The sequence below is a fragment of the Azotobacter vinelandii CA genome, assembly GCF_000380335.1.
Classification (GTDB): Bacteria; Pseudomonadota; Gammaproteobacteria; order Pseudomonadales; family Pseudomonadaceae; genus Azotobacter; species Azotobacter vinelandii.
In genome coordinates, this window is sequence record NC_021149.1 from 1435949 (window position 1) to 1452901 (window position 16953).

General features: G+C 64.1%; 14 protein-coding genes. 12 read left to right on the forward strand and 2 right to left on the reverse strand.

Annotated features, from left to right (window positions below):
- Window positions 1–11: 11 nt before the first annotated feature.
- Window positions 12–3461: a transcription-repair coupling factor gene (gene mfd / locus AVCA_RS06615; protein WP_012700092.1), complete on the reverse strand. Its 3450-nt coding sequence runs from the start codon at window positions 3459–3461 to the stop codon at window positions 12–14.
- Between the two features lie 159 nt (window positions 3462–3620).
- Between mfd and AVCA_RS06620 the strand changes: the two genes are divergently transcribed.
- The 10 genes from AVCA_RS06620 (at window position 3621) to sthA (ending at window position 13997) form a co-directional block, all read left to right on the forward strand.
- A complete protein-coding gene (locus AVCA_RS06620; protein ID WP_041807044.1) occupies window positions 3621–5069 on the forward strand; it encodes a glyceraldehyde-3-phosphate dehydrogenase in 1449 nt (482 codons plus the stop codon).
- 292 nt (window positions 5070–5361) lie between these two features.
- Window positions 5362–6699: a Na(+)-translocating NADH-quinone reductase subunit A gene (locus AVCA_RS06625; RefSeq protein WP_012700094.1), complete on the forward strand. Its 1338-nt coding sequence runs from the start codon at window positions 5362–5364 to the stop codon at window positions 6697–6699.
- 3 nt (window positions 6700–6702) lie between these two features.
- Entirely contained in the window at window positions 6703–7914 is a 1212-nt protein-coding gene (locus AVCA_RS06630) for an NADH:ubiquinone reductase (Na(+)-transporting) subunit B (RefSeq protein WP_012700095.1), read from the forward strand.
- Window positions 7907–8695 carry a Na(+)-translocating NADH-quinone reductase subunit C gene (locus AVCA_RS06635; RefSeq protein WP_012700096.1) on the forward strand — a complete coding sequence of 263 codons (789 nt, stop codon included), beginning with the start codon at window positions 7907–7909 and terminating at the stop codon, window positions 8693–8695. Before AVCA_RS06630 ends, AVCA_RS06635 begins: the two co-directional genes overlap by 8 nt.
- Complete coding sequence (locus AVCA_RS06640) at window positions 8692–9366, forward strand: NADH:ubiquinone reductase (Na(+)-transporting) subunit D (RefSeq protein ID WP_175555953.1); 675 nt, start codon at window positions 8692–8694, stop codon at window positions 9364–9366. Before AVCA_RS06635 ends, AVCA_RS06640 begins: the two co-directional genes overlap by 4 nt.
- Window positions 9366–9974 (forward strand): NADH:ubiquinone reductase (Na(+)-transporting) subunit E, encoded by a 609-nt coding sequence (gene nqrE / locus AVCA_RS06645; protein ID WP_012700098.1) that lies wholly within the window; start codon window positions 9366–9368, stop codon window positions 9972–9974. The genes AVCA_RS06640 and nqrE overlap by 1 nt, the downstream gene beginning before the upstream one ends.
- 15 nt (window positions 9975–9989) lie before the next feature.
- Window positions 9990–11213, forward strand: coding sequence for an NADH:ubiquinone reductase (Na(+)-transporting) subunit F (nqrF, locus tag AVCA_RS06650; protein WP_012700099.1), 1224 nt, complete (start codon window positions 9990–9992; stop codon window positions 11211–11213).
- Between the two features lie 65 nt (window positions 11214–11278).
- On the forward strand, window positions 11279–12241 hold the full coding sequence (locus AVCA_RS06655; RefSeq protein ID WP_373878236.1) for an FAD:protein FMN transferase: 963 nt from the start codon (window positions 11279–11281) through the stop codon (window positions 12239–12241).
- A complete protein-coding gene (gene nqrM / locus AVCA_RS06660) occupies window positions 12238–12471 on the forward strand; it encodes a (Na+)-NQR maturation NqrM (RefSeq protein ID WP_012700101.1) in 234 nt (77 codons plus the stop codon). Before AVCA_RS06655 ends, nqrM begins: the two co-directional genes overlap by 4 nt.
- A gap of 131 nt (window positions 12472–12602) precedes the next feature.
- Window positions 12603–13997 carry a Si-specific NAD(P)(+) transhydrogenase gene (gene sthA, locus AVCA_RS06665; protein ID WP_012700102.1) on the forward strand — a complete coding sequence of 465 codons (1395 nt, stop codon included), beginning with the start codon at window positions 12603–12605 and terminating at the stop codon, window positions 13995–13997.
- Window positions 13998–14039: 42 nt separating this feature from the next.
- On the opposite strand, the gene AVCA_RS06670 is transcribed toward sthA, so the two are convergent.
- On the reverse strand, window positions 14040–14762 hold the full coding sequence (locus tag AVCA_RS06670) for a glycerophosphodiester phosphodiesterase (protein WP_012700103.1): 723 nt from the start codon (window positions 14760–14762) through the stop codon (window positions 14040–14042).
- A 247-nt stretch (window positions 14763–15009) separates the two neighbouring features.
- On the opposite strand from AVCA_RS06670, the gene AVCA_RS06675 reads away from it, so the two are divergent.
- Both AVCA_RS06675 and lolD read left to right on the forward strand, forming a co-directional pair.
- Window positions 15010–16260 carry a lipoprotein-releasing ABC transporter permease subunit gene (locus AVCA_RS06675; RefSeq protein WP_012700104.1) on the forward strand — a complete coding sequence of 417 codons (1251 nt, stop codon included), beginning with the start codon at window positions 15010–15012 and terminating at the stop codon, window positions 16258–16260.
- Entirely contained in the window at window positions 16253–16951 is a 699-nt protein-coding gene (gene lolD / locus AVCA_RS06680; RefSeq protein ID WP_012700105.1) for a lipoprotein-releasing ABC transporter ATP-binding protein LolD, read from the forward strand. Before AVCA_RS06675 ends, lolD begins: the two co-directional genes overlap by 8 nt.
- The last annotated feature ends 2 nt before the right edge of the window (window positions 16952–16953 follow it).

The following is a 16953-nucleotide window of genomic DNA, read 5'->3' on the forward strand; positions in this document are numbered from 1 at the left end:
GGGGTCTGTCCTTACGCGGATGGCGGAGTCAGGCGCTCGAGCAGCGCCTCGAGGGTGTTGAAGCGTTCTTCCGGGCGTTCCATGGGTATCTGGAACCTGAGCAGGGTGGCGCCTTCGAACTTGTAGCGGCTCGGCTGGCTCTGGATCAGCTTGATCAGCACCAACGGATCGACGCAGGTGTGGGCGGCGAATTCGATGCGTCCGCCCTGGGGGCCGGCATCGATCTTGGCGATGCCGAGCCGTTCCGCCTGCAGCTTCAGGCGGGTCAGGCGCATCAGGTGCTTGGTCGGCTCGGGCAGGAGACCGAAGCGGTCGATCATCTCCACCTGCAGTTCATTGAGTTCTTCCTCTGCGCTCGCCGAGGCGATGCGCTTGTAGAGGATCAGGCGGGCGTGCACGTCCGGCAGGTAGTCTTCGGGGATCAGCGCCGGAACCCGCAGGTTGATGTCCGGGCCGCCGCCCAGCGGCTGCTCGAGGTTCGGCTGCTCGCCCTTGCGGATGGCCTTGACCGCGCGCTCGAGCATTTCCATGTAGAGGGTGAAGCCGACCGCCTGGATCTGGCCGCTCTGGCCCTCGCCGAGCAGTTCGCCGGCGCCGCGGATCTCCAGGTCGTGGGTGGCCAGGACGAAGCCGGCGCCGAGGTCCTGGGCGCCGGCGATGGCTTCCAGGCGCTTCTGCGCGTCCTCGGTCATCTGCTTGCGCGGCGGGGTGAGCAGGTAGGCATAGGCCTGGTGGTGGCTGCGACCGACCCGGCCGCGCAACTGGTGCAACTGGGCCAGGCCGAACTTGTCGGCGCGTTCGATGACGATGGTGTTGGCGCTGGGCACGTCGATGCCGGTCTCGATGATGGTCGAGGCCACCAGTACGTTGAAGCGCTTGTGGTAGAAGTCGCCCATCACCTGTTCCAGTTCGCGCTCGCGCATCTGCCCGTGACCGATGGCGATGCGTGCCTCGGGCACCAGTTCGGCCAGTTCGCGGGCGCATTTCTCGATGGTCTTCACCTCGTTGTGCAGGTAGTAAACCTGGCCGCCGCGCAGCAGCTCGCGCAGCAGCGCCTCGCGGATCAGGGTGTTCTGCTGCTCCATGACGAAGGTGCGTACCGACAGTCGGCGCGCCGGCGGGGTGGCGATGATCGACAGATCGCGCATGCCGGCGACGGCCATGTTCAGGGTGCGCGGGATCGGCGTGGCGGTCAGGGTGAGGATGTCCACCTCGCTGCGCAAGGCCTTGAGCTGCTCCTTCTGGCGCACGCCGAAGCGGTGTTCCTCGTCGATGATGGCGAGGCCCAGGTTCTTGAAGCTGACGTCGTCCTGCAGGAGCTTGTGGGTGCCGATGACGATGTCGATCTTGCCTTCGGCCAGTGCGGCGATGGCGCCTTCGACTTCCTTGGCCGACTTGAAGCGGCTCATCACCTCGACCTTCACCGGCCAGTCGGCGAAGCGGTCGCGAAAGCTGTTGTAGTGCTGCTGGGCGAGCAGGGTGGTCGGCACCAGCACCGCGACCTGCCTGCCGCTATGCACGGCGATGAAGGCGGCGCGCATGGCCACTTCGGTCTTGCCGAAGCCGACGTCGCCGCAGATCAGGCGATCCATCGGCCGGGGCGCCAGCATGTCGGTGCGCACCGCGTCGATGGCGGCCTGCTGGTCGGGGGTTTCCTCGAAGGGGAAGCTGGCGCTGAAGGTTTCGTAGTCGGTGGCCGGGTCCTTGAAGGCGAAGCCCGCGCGGGCGGCGCGCCGGGCATAGATGTCGAGCAGCTCGGCGGCGACGTCGCGGACCTGCTCGGCGGCCTTGCGCTTGGCCCTCTGCCATTGCTCCGAGCCCAGCCGGTGCAGCGGGGCGAGGGCGTCGTCGCTGCCGGTGTAGCGGGCGATCAGATGCAGGTTGGCCACCGGTACGTAGAGCTTGGCTTCCTCGGCGTACTCCAGCATGAGGAACTCGGCGGCCTGGCCCTCGACCTCCAGGGTGACCAGCCCGCGGTAGCGGCCGATGCCGTGGTCGATATGCACCACAGGCGCACCCTCGCGCAGTTCGGTGAGGTGCTTGATGACGTTGTCGCCGCCGTCGCGCGCCTTTTCCCGGCGCCGGCGCTGCATCACCCGCTGACCGAACAATTGGCTCTCGGCGATCAATGCCAGGGCGGGCTCGTCGAGCAGCAGGCCCTCGTCCAGCGGGGCGATGGCGATGGCCAGGCGCTCCGTGGCGGCGAGAAAGCCCGGCCAGCCGTCGACGCTCTGCGGGCGCAGGTTCAGGCGTGCGAGCAGTTCCAGAAGCACTTCGCGGCGTCCGGCCGACTCGGCGGTGAACAGCACGCGGCCCGGGAAGCCGTCGAGGAAACCGGCCAGGGCCGCCAGCGGCTGGCCAGCCCTGGCGTCGATCGCCAGCGACGGCAGCGCGCGTGCGGGCAGGCGCTCGCGGCCGACACCGGGTTCGATCTCTTCGGCCGAGACGATCGCCCGGGGCCAGCTCTTCAGGCGTGCGAAACAGTCCTCCACCGGCAGGAACAGCTCGGCGGGCGGCAGCAGCGGCCGTTCCGGATCGAGGCGGCGCTCCTCGTAGCGGTTGCGCACGTCGCTCCAGAAGTGCTCGGCGGCCTGTTCGATGCCGGGCAGGGAGAACACCTGGGTGGTGGACGGCAGGTAGTCGAAGAGGGTGGCGGTTTCCTCGAAGAACAACGGCAGGTAGTACTCGATGCCGGCCGGGGTGATACCGCTGGCGAGGTCCTGGTAGATCGGGCAGCGGCGGAAGTCGACGTCGAAACGCTCGCGGAAGCGGGCGCGAAAGGCGGCGACCGCTTCCTTGCGCAGCGGGAATTCGCGGGCCGGCAGCAGACGTACCGACTCGACCTTGTCGATCGAGCGCTGCGTCTCCGGGTCGAAGGTGCGCAGGGTCTCGATCTCGTCGTCGAACAGGTCGATGCGGTAGGGGCGCTCGCTGCCCATGGGAAAGAGATCGATCAGGGCGCCGCGCACGGCGAATTCGCCGTGTTCGTAGACGGTTTCCACACAGCGGTAGCCGGCCGCTTCCAGGCGCTGGCGCATCTGTTCCACATCGAGCCGCTGGCCGACGTCCAGCACCAGGCTGCTACCCAGCAGGAAAGGCTTCGGCGCCAGACGGTGCAGGGCGGTGGTGATCGGCACCACCAGCACGCCGTGGTTCAGTTCCGGCAGGCGGTAGAGGCTGGCGATGCGCTGCGAGACGATATCCTGGTGCGGCGAGAAGAGGTCGTAGGGCAGGGTTTCCCAGTCCGGGAATTGCAGCACCGGAAGCTCCGGGGCGAAGAAGCGGAGATCCTGTTCCAGGCGTTCGGCGCTCAGGCTGTCGGCGGTCAGGAGCAGGGTGAAGCGCTTGGCCGCGGCGCTGGCGGCTTCGGCGATCGCCAGGGGAAGCGCCGTGCCCGGCAGGTTGCCCCAGTGTTGTTTGCCGGGGGCCGCCGGCAGGGTCGGAAAACGCAATACGGACACGGGGAGGCGTGGCTCCGGTAAAAAAATGATATCCGGTCGATTGTAACTATCCGCGCGCTTTGCTGTCAGTGTTTCATCCGCCGTACATTGCCGGTCCATGCCGGCATGGCCATAATGTAGTCATTTTTAGTTGCCCCTACACGTAAGAAGGTATTGCCCGTGAATCAGAAGCCCGACCAGTGTCTTGGTGAATGGATTGACCGTGAAGCGCTCGCTGAGGCGATGATCCCGCTGATCGGTCAGCTCTATCGCAACAACAACGTGGTGACCTCGATTTTCGGACGTCCCCTGATCAACCAGTCCGTGATCGCGGTCCTCAAGGCCCATCGCTTCGCCCGCCACCGCCAGACCGACGAGGCCGAGCTTTCGGTGCACGAGACCTTCCCGATCCTCAAGGCCATGAGCGAGCTGAAGCTCGGCGCCGCTTCCGTCGATCTGGGCAAGATGGTCGGCAAGTACCGGGAGGCCGGTGCCGGTCGCTCCGTCGAGCAGTTCGTGCGCGACGAGCTGTCCGAGGTCGTCGGCAGGCAGAACAGCATCCAGCACAAGGGCAGCGACGTGGTGCTCTATGGCTTCGGCCGCATCGGCCGCCTGCTGGCGCGCATCCTGATCCAGAAGACCGGCGGCGGCGACGGACTGCGCCTGCGCGCCATCGTCGTGCGCAAGGGCGCCGACAACGATCTGGCCAAGCGCGCCAGCCTGTTGCGCCGTGACTCGGTGCACGGCCCGTTCGAAGGCACCATCACCGTGGACGAGGAAAGCAATACCATCCTCGCCAACGGCAACCTGATCCAGGTGATCTACTCCAACGACCCGACCTCCGTCGATTACACCCAGTACGGCATCCAGAGCGCCATCGTGGTCGACAACACCGGCAAGTGGCGCGACGCCGAAGGCCTCGGCCAGCATCTGAAGTGCCCGGGCGTCGCCCGCGTGGTACTGACCGCTCCGGGCAAGGGGGCGCTGAAGAACATCGTGCATGGCATCAACCATCGCGACATCACCGACGAGGACAAGATCGTCTCCGCGGCTTCCTGCACCACCAATGCCATCGTGCCGGTGCTGAAGGCGGTGAACGACAAGTTCGGCATCGTCAATGGTCACGTGGAGACCGTGCACTCCTACACCAACGACCAGAACCTGATCGACAACTTCCACAAGGGCAGCCGCCGCGGTCGAAGCGCTCCGCTGAACATGGTGATCACCGAGACCGGGGCGGCCACCGCCGCGGCCAAGGCCCTGCCCGAGTTGAAGGGCAAGCTGACCGGCAACGCGATTCGCGTGCCGACGCCGAACGTTTCCATGGCGATCCTCAACCTGAACCTGGAAAAGTCCACCAGCCGCGACGAGATCAACGAATACCTGCGTCAGGTGGCGATGTTCTCCGAACTGCACAAGCAGATCGACTTCGTCAACTCGTCCGAGGTGGTATCCACCGACTTCGTCGGTTCCCGCCATGCCGGGGTGGTGGATGCCGAAGCCACCATCTGCACCGACAATCGAGTCGTGCTCTATGTCTGGTACGACAACGAGTTCGGCTACAGTTGCCAGGTGGTACGCGTGCTCGAGGAAATAGCCGGAGTCAATCCGCCGGTTTTCCCCAACTGATCGTTACAAGACACGAAAACGGGAGCCCATGGGCTCCCGTTTTCGTTTGGGCTCTTCGCACGTCCCTGTCACTGCACATGCCAAAAAGAAAAATTCTCTTCAAGAAACCATAAAAAACAAGCTCTTGGGTGGTTATCACCCCACGGCATCCCTATAATCGGGCGGATTTTTTTCCTGGATTCGAAGACTGCAGAGCGCAGGAACGGTTGCGGCTTGCCGCGCCGTTTCTTGATCAATGCTGCCTTGAGTCCTGAAATTTTGCTTTTAAATCAATGGGTTAGGCCTTGAACCTATGATCAGAATCAAACGAGGGCTCGACTTGCCCATCACAGGCGAGCCGACGCAGCGCATAGAAGCTGCGAGACCGGTTCGCAGCGTAGCCGTGATAGGCTTCGACTATCACGGCATGAAGCCAACCATGAACGTGCAGGTCGGCGACCGGGTCAAGCTCGGTCAAGTCCTGTTCAGCGACAAGAGGACCCCCGGGGTTCAATACACCGCTCCGGGGGCCGGGGTCGTCAGCGCCATCCACCGCGGTGCCCAGCGCGTCCTCCAGTCGGTGGTCATCGACCTGGAGGGCGACGAAGAGGAAATCTTCGTCCAGTATCCGCAGGAGCAACTGGAAAGCCTGAGCAGCGAGCAAGTACGCGAGAATCTGCAGCGTTCCGGGCTTTGGACCGCGTTGCGTACCCGTCCGTTCAGTCGCGTACCGGCTATCGACGCGACGCCCAGTTCGATCTTCGTCACCGCGCTCGACACCCATCCGCTGGCGGCGAATCCGGCGCTGATCATCACCGAGCGGGCGGCGGATTTCGAGAACGGTCTCAAGGTGCTCGGCAATCTCGCCGGGGTCTACCTGTGCAAGGCCGACCGTGTCGCCTTGCCCGGCGAACAACTGGCCAAGGTGCGGGCCGAGGCTTTCGCCGGTCCGCATCCGGCCGGCCTGGCCGGTACCCACATCCACTTCCTCGATCCGGTCGGCAGCGGCAAGACCGTCTGGACCATCAACTATCAGGATGTGATCGCCATCGGCAAGCTGTTCACCAGCGGCCGGTTGTCGGTCGAGCGCGTCGTCGCCCTGGGCGGGCCGGTGGTCGAGCGTCCGCGCCTGCTGCGTACCCGCCTGGGCGCCTGCCTCGACGAACTGACCGCCGGCGAATTGCAGCCCGGCTACAACCGTGTGGTGTCCGGCTCGCTGCTCGGCGGCCGCACGGCGCACGGTGCCTTCGCCTACCTTGGTCGCTACCACCTGCAGGTGTCCTGCCTGAGGGAGGGCGACGAGCGGGAGCTGCTGCATTACCTGCGCGCGGGCACGGAGAAGCATTCGCTGCTCAACGTGTTCGTTTCCAAATTGGCGGAGGACAAGCGCTTCGCCTTTTCCACCACCACCAACGGCAGCCCGCGCGCCATGGTGCCGGTCGGCAACTACGAAGAGGTGATGCCGCTGGATATCCTGCCGACCCAGTTGCTGCGCAGCCTGATCGTCGGCGACACCGAGATGGCGCAGAAGCTCGGCGTGCTGGAGCTGGACGAAGAGGATCTGGCCCTGTGCAGCTATGTCTGTGCCGGCAAGTACGAGTACGGCCCGATTCTCCGGGACAACCTCACCCGTATCGAGAAAGAGGGTTGATCGATGGTAATCCGAGCGTTTCTCGATAAGATCGAGCACAATTTCGAAAAGGGCGGCAGATTCGAGAAGTGGTACGCCCTTTACGAGGCCGTCGATACCTTCCTCTACCGCCCGGCCAGCGTGACCAAGACCACTGCCCATGTGCGCGATGGCATCGATCTCAAGCGGATGATGATCCTGGTCTGGCTCTGTACCTTCCCGGCGATGTTCTTCGGCATGTGGAACACCGGCTACCAGGCCAACCTGATCTTCGCCGGAAACCCCGAACTGCTGGCGGCCCAGGGTGGCTGGCGTTTCGCCCTGACCGGCGCCCTGGCCGGATTCGATCCGAACAGCCTGTGGGACTGTTTCGTGCAGGGGGCTGCCTACTTCCTGCCGATCTATGCGGTGACCTTCATCGTCGGCGGCTTCTGGGAAGTGCTGTTCGCTTCGGTGCGCAAGCATGAGATCAACGAGGGCTTCTTCGTCACCTCCGTGCTGTTCTCCCTGACCCTGCCGCCGAGCATTCCCCTCTGGCAGGTGGCCATGGGCATCAGTTTCGGCGTGGTGATCGGCAAGGAAGTGTTCGGCGGTACGGGCAAGAACTTCCTCAACCCGGCGCTGGTCGGCCGGGCTTTCCTGTTCTTCGCCTACCCGGCGCAACTGTCCGGCGATGGCGTGTGGACCGCCGTCGATGGCTATGCCGGCGCCACCGCCCTCAGCCTGGCCGCTGCCGGGGGTGTCGAAGGCGTGGTGTCCGCCGGTGTCAGTTGGATGGATGCCTTCCTGGGCATCGAGCAGGGCTCCATCGGCGAGACCAGCACCCTGGCCATCCTCATCGGCGGTGCCGTGCTGTTGCTGACCAAGATCGCAGCCTGGCGCATCGTCGCCGGCGTGATGGTCGGCATGGTCGTCCTGAGCAGCCTGTTCAACCTGATCGGCTCCGATACCAACCCCATGTTCGCCATGCCCTGGTACTGGCATCTGGTCGCCGGTGGCTTCGCCTTCGGCACGCTGTTCATGGCCACCGATCCGGTTTCGGCATCCATGACCAATACCGGCAAGTGGGCGTTCGGCATCCTCATCGGGGTGATGGTCGTATTGATTCGTGTGGTCAACCCGGCCTTCCCCGAGGGCATGATGCTGGCGATCCTGTTCGGCAACCTGTGCGCACCGCTGATCGACCACTTCGTCGTTCAGGCCAACATCAAGCGGAGGCTGGCACGCAATGTCTAATCAGAAAGAATCCACCGTCCGCACGCTGACGGTGGCCCTGGTGGTCTGCCTGGTGTGTTCGGTGTTCGTCGCCGGTGCAGCCGTGGCACTGAAGTCGACCCAGGTCGAGAACAAGGAGCTGGACAAGCAGCGCAGCATCCTGGCGATCGCCGGGCTCGGCGATGCCGACCTGTCCGGCAAGCAGGTCAAGGAACTGTACAAGGAGCGCATCGTCGCCAAGGTGGTGGACTTGGAAAGTGGCAGGTTCAGCGATGCGCAGGACGCGAGCACCTTCGATCCGCTCAAGGCGGCCAAGGATTCCAAGCTGTCCGATGCCTTGCCGGGCGAGCAGGACATCGCCTCGATCAAGCGCCGCGAGCGCTTCAGCACCGTTTATCTGGTGGAGAAGGATGGCCGGCTCGATACCCTGATCCTGCCGGTACGCGGCTACGGCCTGTGGTCGACCCTGTACGGCTTCATGGCGCTCAAGGGCGACCTGAATACCGTGGCCGGCATGGGCTTCTACCAGCATGCCGAGACTCCCGGTCTGGGCGGCGAGGTGGACAATCCGAAATGGAAGGCCCTGTGGCCGGGCAAGACCCTGTTCGACGAGGATGGCCGCCTGGCTGTGGACATCGTCAAGGGCAACGTCGATTCGCAAAACCCGAAGGCAATCCATCAGGTCGACGGCCTGGCCGGCGCGACCTTGACCAGCAACGGTGTCGAGAATCTGCTGCGCTTCTGGCTCGGTCAGAAGGGTTTTGGTCCGTTTATCGCTAACCTGCGCAATGGGGGGGCCTGAGCATGGCGCAACCGACCATCAAGGAAGTCCTGTTAAATCCGATCTTCAGCAACAACCCCATCGGCCTGCAGATCCTCGGTATCTGTTCGGCGCTGGCGGTCACCTCGAACCTGAAGACCGCGCTGGTGATGGCCATCGGGCTGACCCTGGTGACGGCCTGCTCGAGCATGTTCATCTCGATGATCCGCAGCCAGATCCCCAGTTCGATCCGCATGATCGTGCAGATGGTGATCATCGCCTCGCTGGTGATCGTGGTCGACCAGTTGCTCAAGGCCTTCGCCTACGGGCTGTCCAAGCAGCTCTCGGTGTTCGTCGGCCTGATCATCACCAACTGCATCGTGATGGGGCGTGCCGAGGCCTTCGCCATGCAGAACCCGCCGGCCCTGTCGTTCTACGATGGTATCGGCAACGGCCTGGGCTATAGCGTCATGCTGATCGTGCTGGGCTTTTTCCGCGAGTTGTTCGGCGCCGGCAAACTGTTCGGCTTCACCATCATTCCGGTCGTCAACGACGGTGGCTGGTATCAGCCCAACGGGCTGCTGCTGTTGCCGCCCTCGGCCTTCTTCCTCATCGGTCTGATCGTCTGGGGCCTGCGCACCTGGAGGCGGGATCAGGTCGAGAAGCCGGCCTACCGCCTGGCCCCGCAGGTCTCGAACAAGGAGGCTTACTAATGGAGCACTACATCAGCCTGTTCGTGAAGTCCGTGTTCATCGAGAACATGGCCTTGGCGTTCTTCCTCGGCATGTGCACCTTCATCGCCATCTCCAAGAAGGTGGAGACCGCCATCGGCCTCGGCATCGCGGTCGTGGTGGTCCAGGCCATCACCGTGCCGGCCAACAACCTGCTCTATGCCTATCTGCTCAAGGAAGGGGCGCTGGCCTGGGCCGGCCTGCCCGACATCGACCTCAGCTTCCTCGGCTTTCTGAGCTACATCGGGGTGATCGCCGCCATCGTGCAGATCCTCGAGATGCTCCTGGACAAGTACGTACCCTCGCTCTACAACGCGCTGGGCATCTACCTGCCGCTGATCACGGTGAACTGCGCCATCATGGCCGGCTCGCTGTTCATGGTCGAGCGCGACTACAACTTCCCGGAAAGCGTGGTCTACGGCATCGGCTCGGGTTTCTCCTGGGCGCTGGCCATCGCCTTGCTCGCCGGTATCCGCGAGAAGCTGAAATACAGCGACGTGCCCGAAGGGCTGCAGGGGCTGGGGATCGCCTTCATCACCATTGGCCTGATGTCCCTCGGCTTCATGTCTTTCTCCGGCATTCAGCTGTAAGGATGGGATGAGCAGATGAGTAACGAAATATTCCTCGCCATCGGCATGTTCACCGCCATCGTGCTGGCGCTGGTGGTGATCATCCTCGCCGCCCGCGCCAGGCTGGTGTCCAGCGGCGACGTGAGCATCGAGATCAACGGCGAGCGCAGCATTACCGTGCCGGCCGGCGGCAAACTGCTGCAGACCCTGGCGGCCAACAATATCTTCCTGTCCTCCGCCTGCGGTGGCGGTGGCACCTGCGCGCAGTGCAAGTGCGTCGTCGAGTCCGGCGGCGGCGAGATGCTGCCCACCGAGGAGTCGCACTTCACCCGCCGCCAGGCCAAGGAGGGCTGGCGCCTGTCCTGCCAGACCCCGGTCAAGCAGGACATGAGGATCGAAGTGCCGGAAGAAGTCTTCGGTGTGAAGAAGTGGGAGTGCACGGTGGAGTCCAACCCCAACGTGGCCACCTTCATCAAGGAACTGACCCTGCGCCTGCCGGAAGGCGAGAGCGTGGACTTCCGCGCCGGCGGCTATGTCCAGCTGGAGTGCCCGCCGCACGTGGTCCACTACAAGGATTTCGACATCCAGGAGGAATACCGCGGCGACTGGGACAAGTTCAACATGTGGCGCTTCGTCTCCAAGGTGGACGAGACGACGATCCGCGCCTACTCCATGGCGAACTATCCGGAAGAGAAAGGCATCGTCAAGTTCAACATCCGCATCGCCTCGCCGCCGCCGAACCGCGACGACATTCCGCCGGGCAAGATGTCTTCCTTCGTGTTCAACCTGAAGCCGGGCGACAAGGTCACGGTATACGGTCCCTTCGGTGAGTTCTTCGCCAGGGACACCGATGCCGAGATGGTGTTCATCGGCGGCGGCGCCGGCATGGCGCCGATGCGTTCGCACATCTTCGACCAGCTCAAGCGCCTGAAATCCAAGCGCAAGATGAGCTTCTGGTACGGTGCACGCTCCCTGCGCGAGGCCTTCTACGTCGAGGAGTACGATCAGTTGCAGGCGGAGAACCCGAACTTCCGCTGGCACCTGGCGTTGTCCGACCCGCAGCCCGAGGACAACTGGACGGGGCTGACCGGCTTCATCCACAACGTGCTCTACGAGAACTGCCTGAAGGACCATCCGGCTCCGGAGGACTGCGAGTTCTACATGTGCGGCCCGCCGATGATGAACGCGGCGGTGATCAAGATGCTGCTCGATCTGGGCGTCGAACGGGAGAATATCCTGCTCGATGATTTCGGCGGCTAGAGGTGGTCGCTGCACTGCTGAAGCCCGCCATCGTGGCCGCCTTGGCGGCCACGATGGCGGGCTGTATGTTTTCTGAACAGGTGGAAAGCTTCGTCGGCCCGACCATGGGCAGTACCTATTCGGTGAAGTACGTCCAGCGCCGGGGAACTCCTGCCAAGGAGGAGTTGCAGCGCGAGACCGAGGCGATCCTGGCCGATCTCGATCGACAGGTGTCCACCTACCGTTCCGACTCGGATATCGAACGCTTCAACACGCTTCCCACGGGCAGTTGCGCAGCGGTGCCGGACGAGGTGCGCACCCTGGTGGCCGCCGGCGAACGTCTTTCCGTGGAGAGCGAGGGCGCGCTGGATCTGACCGTCGGCCCCCTGCTCGATCTCTGGGGCTTCGGTCCGCACGGCCATGGCGAACAGGTGCCGGATGCCGAGGCGATCGCCGCGGCGCGCCAGCGCGTGGGGCACCAGTATCTGCGCATCGACGGCGAGCGGTTGTGCAAGGATGCCCCGGTGCAGGTGGATTTCAACAGCATCGCCGCCGGCCATGCGGTCGACCGGGTCGCCGCCCGGTTCGAGGCGCTGGGCGTGGACAGCTACCTGGTGGAAATCACCGGCGAACTCAAGGCCAGGGGGCACAAGCCCGACGGCACGCCCTGGCGGATCGCCATCGAGGCACCCCATGACAACGAACGGGTCGCGCAGCGGATCATCGCCCTCGACGGCTATGCGGTTTCCACATCGGGAGACTACCGCAATTTCTTCGAGCAGAATGGCAAGCGCTATTCCCATACGGTGGACCCCAGGCTCGGCGCACCGGTCGCCCACCGGCTGGCCGCGGTGACGGTCGTGGACCCTTCGGCTCTCCGGGCGGACGGTCTGTCCACTGTCCTGATGGTGCTCGGCGAGGAACGCGGCCTGGCTTTCGCGGAGCAGCGGGGTATCGCCGCCTTTCTGGTGATTCGTGACGGGCAGGCGTTCGTCACCAAAAGTACGGCAACCTTCGACCGACTGTTCGGCAAGGGAGACAAGCAATGACCTGGGTACTGGTTTTTCTCGTCATGCTGCTGGTGGTACTGGGCATGTCCATCGGTGTGATCATGGGCCGCAAGCCGATCGCCGGCTCCTGTGGCGGTATCGCCAACCTGGGGATCGAGAAGGACGACTGTCCCATCTGCGGTGGCGATCAGGACAAGTGCGAAGAGGCGAATGCCGGGAGCGATAAGGCGGCCAAGCCCCGCCTCGCCTATGACGCCAACAGGGATTGACCGCTCTAGGGCGGGCTGGAGATACCCAAAAGGCCTATAGCGACGGGACCGGCGTTGGAGTATTCAGTCGGGTTCCGAGCGAATTCGTCAACCGCGCCGGGGGGCGCCCCGGCGCGTTTTCAGGAGTAAGTATGGCTGTATATAACTACGATGTGGTGGTAATCGGCACAGGCCCTGCTGGCGAAGGGGCAGCGATGAATGCCGTGAAGGCCGGGCGCAAGGTAGCGGTCGTGGATGATCGCCCCCAGGTCGGCGGCAACTGCACCCACCTCGGAACCATTCCCTCCAAGGCGCTGCGCCACTCGGTGCGGCAGATCATGCAGTACAACAACAATCCGCTGTTCCGCCAGATCGGCGAGCCGCGCTGGTTTTCCTTCGCCGATGTCCTGAAGAGCGCCGAGCAGGTCATCGCCAAGCAGGTTTCCTCGCGGACCGGCTACTATGCGCGCAACCGTATCGATACCTTCTTCGGGACCGCGAGCTTCTGCGACGAGCACACCATCGAGGTCGTCCACCTCAACGGTATGGTGGAAACGCTGGTGGCCAAGCAGTTCGTCATCGCCACCGGGTCGCGTCCCTACCGCCCGGCCGATGTCGATTTCACCCATCCGCGCATCTACGACAGCGACACCATCCTCAGCCTCGGCCACACGCCGCGCCGGTTGATCATCTACGGAGCGGGGGTGATCGGCTGCGAATATGCCTCCATCTTCAGTGGGCTGGGCGTGCTGGTCGACCTCATCGACAACCGCGACCAACTGCTCAGTTTCCTCGACGACGAAATCTCCGACTCGCTCAGCTACCACCTGCGCAACAACAACGTGCTGATCCGCCACAACGAGGAATACGAGCGTGTCGAAGGCCTGGACAACGGGGTGATCCTGCACCTCAAGTCCGGCAAGAAGATCAAGGCCGACGCCTTCCTGTGGAGCAACGGCCGTACCGGCAATACCGACAAGCTGGGCCTGGAGAACATCGGTCTCAAGGCCAATGGTCGCGGACAGATCCAGGTCGACGAGCACTACCGTACCGAAGTCAGCAACATCTATGCCGCTGGTGACGTGATCGGCTGGCCGAGCCTGGCCAGCGCCGCCTATGACCAGGGTCGTTCGGCCGCGGGCAGTATCACCGAGAACGATAGCTGGCGTTTCGTCGACGACGTGCCGACCGGCATCTACACCATTCCGGAGATCAGTTCGGTCGGCAAGACCGAGCGCGAACTGACCCAGGCGAAGGTTCCCTACGAGGTCGGCAAGGCCTTCTTCAAGGGCATGGCCCGGGCACAGATCGCCGTCGAGAAGGCCGGCATGCTGAAGATCCTCTTTCACCGCGAGACGCTGGAAATCCTCGGCGTGCACTGCTTCGGCTATCAGGCTTCGGAAATCGTCCATATCGGCCAGGCGATCATGAACCAGAAGGGCGAGGCGAATACCCTCAAGTATTTCATCAACACCACCTTCAACTACCCGACCATGGCCGAGGCCTACCGGGTGGCGGCCTACGACGGTCTCAATCGGCTTTTTTGAGAGGCTCCGACCGGTGGCCTGAGCCGGTCGGAGGGGACGACTTCAGCCTTTCCCAAGGGTGGCAATGGCCAAACCGGGAAAGTCTGTGATCAGGCTGTCCACCCCGAAATCGGCGAGCCGGCGCATCAGCGCCGGTTCGTTCACCGTCCATACCGATACCCGCAATCCCATCTGGCGCGCCCTTTTCAAACGCTCCGGGGTACACAGCGTCCAGTTCAGGGCGAGCAGTTCGCAGCCATGGTTGCGAGCCGCCTTCAGCGGATCGAGCCAGGCGTATTCGGCGACCAGGCCGCGCGACAGATCGGGTGCCAGCCGGCGCAGGGCGCGCAGGACTTCCCGCGAACTCGAGGTCACCGTGATCCGCTCGCGCAGTCCGTGGCGCTCGACGAGTTCCTGGATGGCCAGTACGGTGCGCGTCGCGCGTACCCGCGAAGCGCTCTTCACTTCCAGTTGCCAGTGTTCGAAGTCGCATTTCTCGAAGAGTTCGGCAAGGCGCGGGATGGGGCAGGGCTGTACCCAGCCGGGGCCGCCCTGGCGGGCGTCGATGTTCGCCAGTTCGGCGGCATCCTGTTCGCTGACCTTGCCGCGGCGACCGGTGGTGCGCTTCAGGGTCGGATCGTGGATGACCATCAGTTCGCCGTCGCGAGACAGGTGCAGATCGAGTTCGCAGCGTCGTACGCCATGTTCGAGACAGCGCTGGAAGCCGACTAGAGTGTTTTCCGGGGCTTCGCCCTTGGCGCCGCGGTGGCCGTAGATGAGAGTCACTATGGGTCCTTTCGGAGCGGTTTCGCTCTGCGTGGTTGAGGGGGCGAAAGCGGGGCGGGAGCCTGCGCGCAGGGCGGGCAATTTCCGATGCCATCCGTCGCGGCGATACGGTAGTATGCGCGGCGATTCCATGTCGACATGGCATCTCCCAGGCCAACTGCCGGCCCCGAGTTTAACAGTTGGGCTCGGCCTTCAGGTTCCGCCGGGTGGCGCTTTTCCTTTCGCCGACGATAACGATTTCCTCGCTATGTTCAGACCGCTGTCCGTCTTCATCGGCTTGCGCTACACGGGTGCCAAGCGGCGCAACCATTTCGTCTCCTTCATTTCCCTGACCTCGATGATCGGCTTGGCCTTGGGCGTGCTGGTGATGATCGTGGTGCTGTCGGTGATGAACGGTTTCGACCACGAGATGCGCACTCGGGTGCTCGGCATGGTCCCGCACGCGACCATCGAAAGTCCGGTGCCGATCGACGACTGGCGCAGCCTGGCGGCGCAGGCACGGACGCATCCGCAGGTCGTCGCGGTGGCGCCCTTCACCCAGGTGCAGGGGCTCCTGACCCATGACGGCCAGGTACAGAAGGTGCTGATCAACGCCGTCGATCCCGCTCTCGAACCCCACGTATCGATCATCGGCGACTTCTTTCGCCAGGGCGGCTTGGCGGCGTTGCAGCCGGGCGGGTTCGGCATCCTCATCGGCGACAAGGCCGCTGCCAAGCTGGGTGTCGGCATCGGCGACCGGGTCACCTTCATCGCTCCCGAGGTGGCGGTGACCCCGGCCGGCATGTTTCCTCGAATGAAGCGCTTCACCGTGCAGGGGATCTTCCATGTCGGCGCCGGCGAGCTGGACGGCTACGTGGCCATGGCCCATCTCGACGACATCGGGCGGCTGCAGCGCTGGAAAAGCGGCCAGGTCCAGGGCCTGCGGCTCAGGTTCGCCGACCTGTTCCAGGCGCCGCGGACCGCCTGGGCGATAGCGGAGCGGCTGAAGGGCGGAGATTTCTACGCCCGCGACTGGACGCGCAGCCACGGCAATCTGTACCAGGCGATCCGCATGGAAAAGAACATGATCGGCCTGCTGCTGCTGCTGATCGTCGCGGTGGCGGCGTTCAATATCATTTCCACGCTGGTGATGGTGGTCACCGACAAGAAGGGCGATATCGCCATCCTGCGCACCCTGGGCGCCACGCCGGCGCAGATCATGGCCACCTTCATGGTGCAGGGCACGGTGATCGGCGTGATCGGCACCCTGATAGGTGGCGCCCTGGGCATTCTCGCCGCGCTCAACATCGGCAGTTGGATCGCCGCCCTCGAGGGGCTGCTGGGCCACAAGTTCCTCAGTGCGGACGTCTATTTCATCGATTACCTGCCTTCGCAACTGATGGGCGAGGACGTGCTGCTGGTCTGTGGGGCGGCCCTGTCGCTGAGTTTCCTCGCCACCCTGTATCCGGCCTGGCGCGCCGCGCGTACCCGGCCCGCGGAGGCCCTGCGTTATGAGTGACATTGCCATGAAAGATCGGGCCGTTCTCAGTTGTCGTAACCTGGGCAAGCGCTACGAGGAGGGCCCGCAGTCGGTGGTGGTGCTTTCCGGCCTGGAGCTGGACCTGCAGCCGGGCGAGCGGGTGGCCATCGTCGGCAGTTCGGGTTCCGGCAAGAGCACCCTGCTCAATCTGCTCGGTGGCCTGGACACGCCCAGCGAGGGCAGCGTGTGGCTGGCCGGCGAGGAGCTCTCGGCGCTCAGCGAGAAGGCGCGGGGCCTGCTGCGCAACCGCGCGTTGGGCTTCGTCTATCAGTTCCATCACCTGTTGCCGGAGTTCACCGCTCTGGAAAACGTCTGCATGCCCCTGTTGATCGCCAGGGTGGCGATTCCCGAGGCGCGCCAGCGGGCCGCCGCGCTGCTCGAGCGGGTCGGCCTGGGCCATCGTCTCAGGCACAAGCCGGCGGAGCTCTCCGGCGGCGAGCGCCAGCGCGTGGCGATCGCCCGGGCCCTGGCCAACCGGCCGGGCCTGGTGTTGCTCGACGAGCCGACCGGCAATCTCGACCAGCACACCGCCCAGGGTATCCAGGAGTTGATGCTGGAGCTCAGCATCTCCCTGCAAACGGCTTTCCTGGTGGTGACGCACGATCTCCAACTGGCCCGCCAGATGGACCGGATACTGCGTCTCGAAGACGGTCGGCTGGTCGCGGAGTGAGC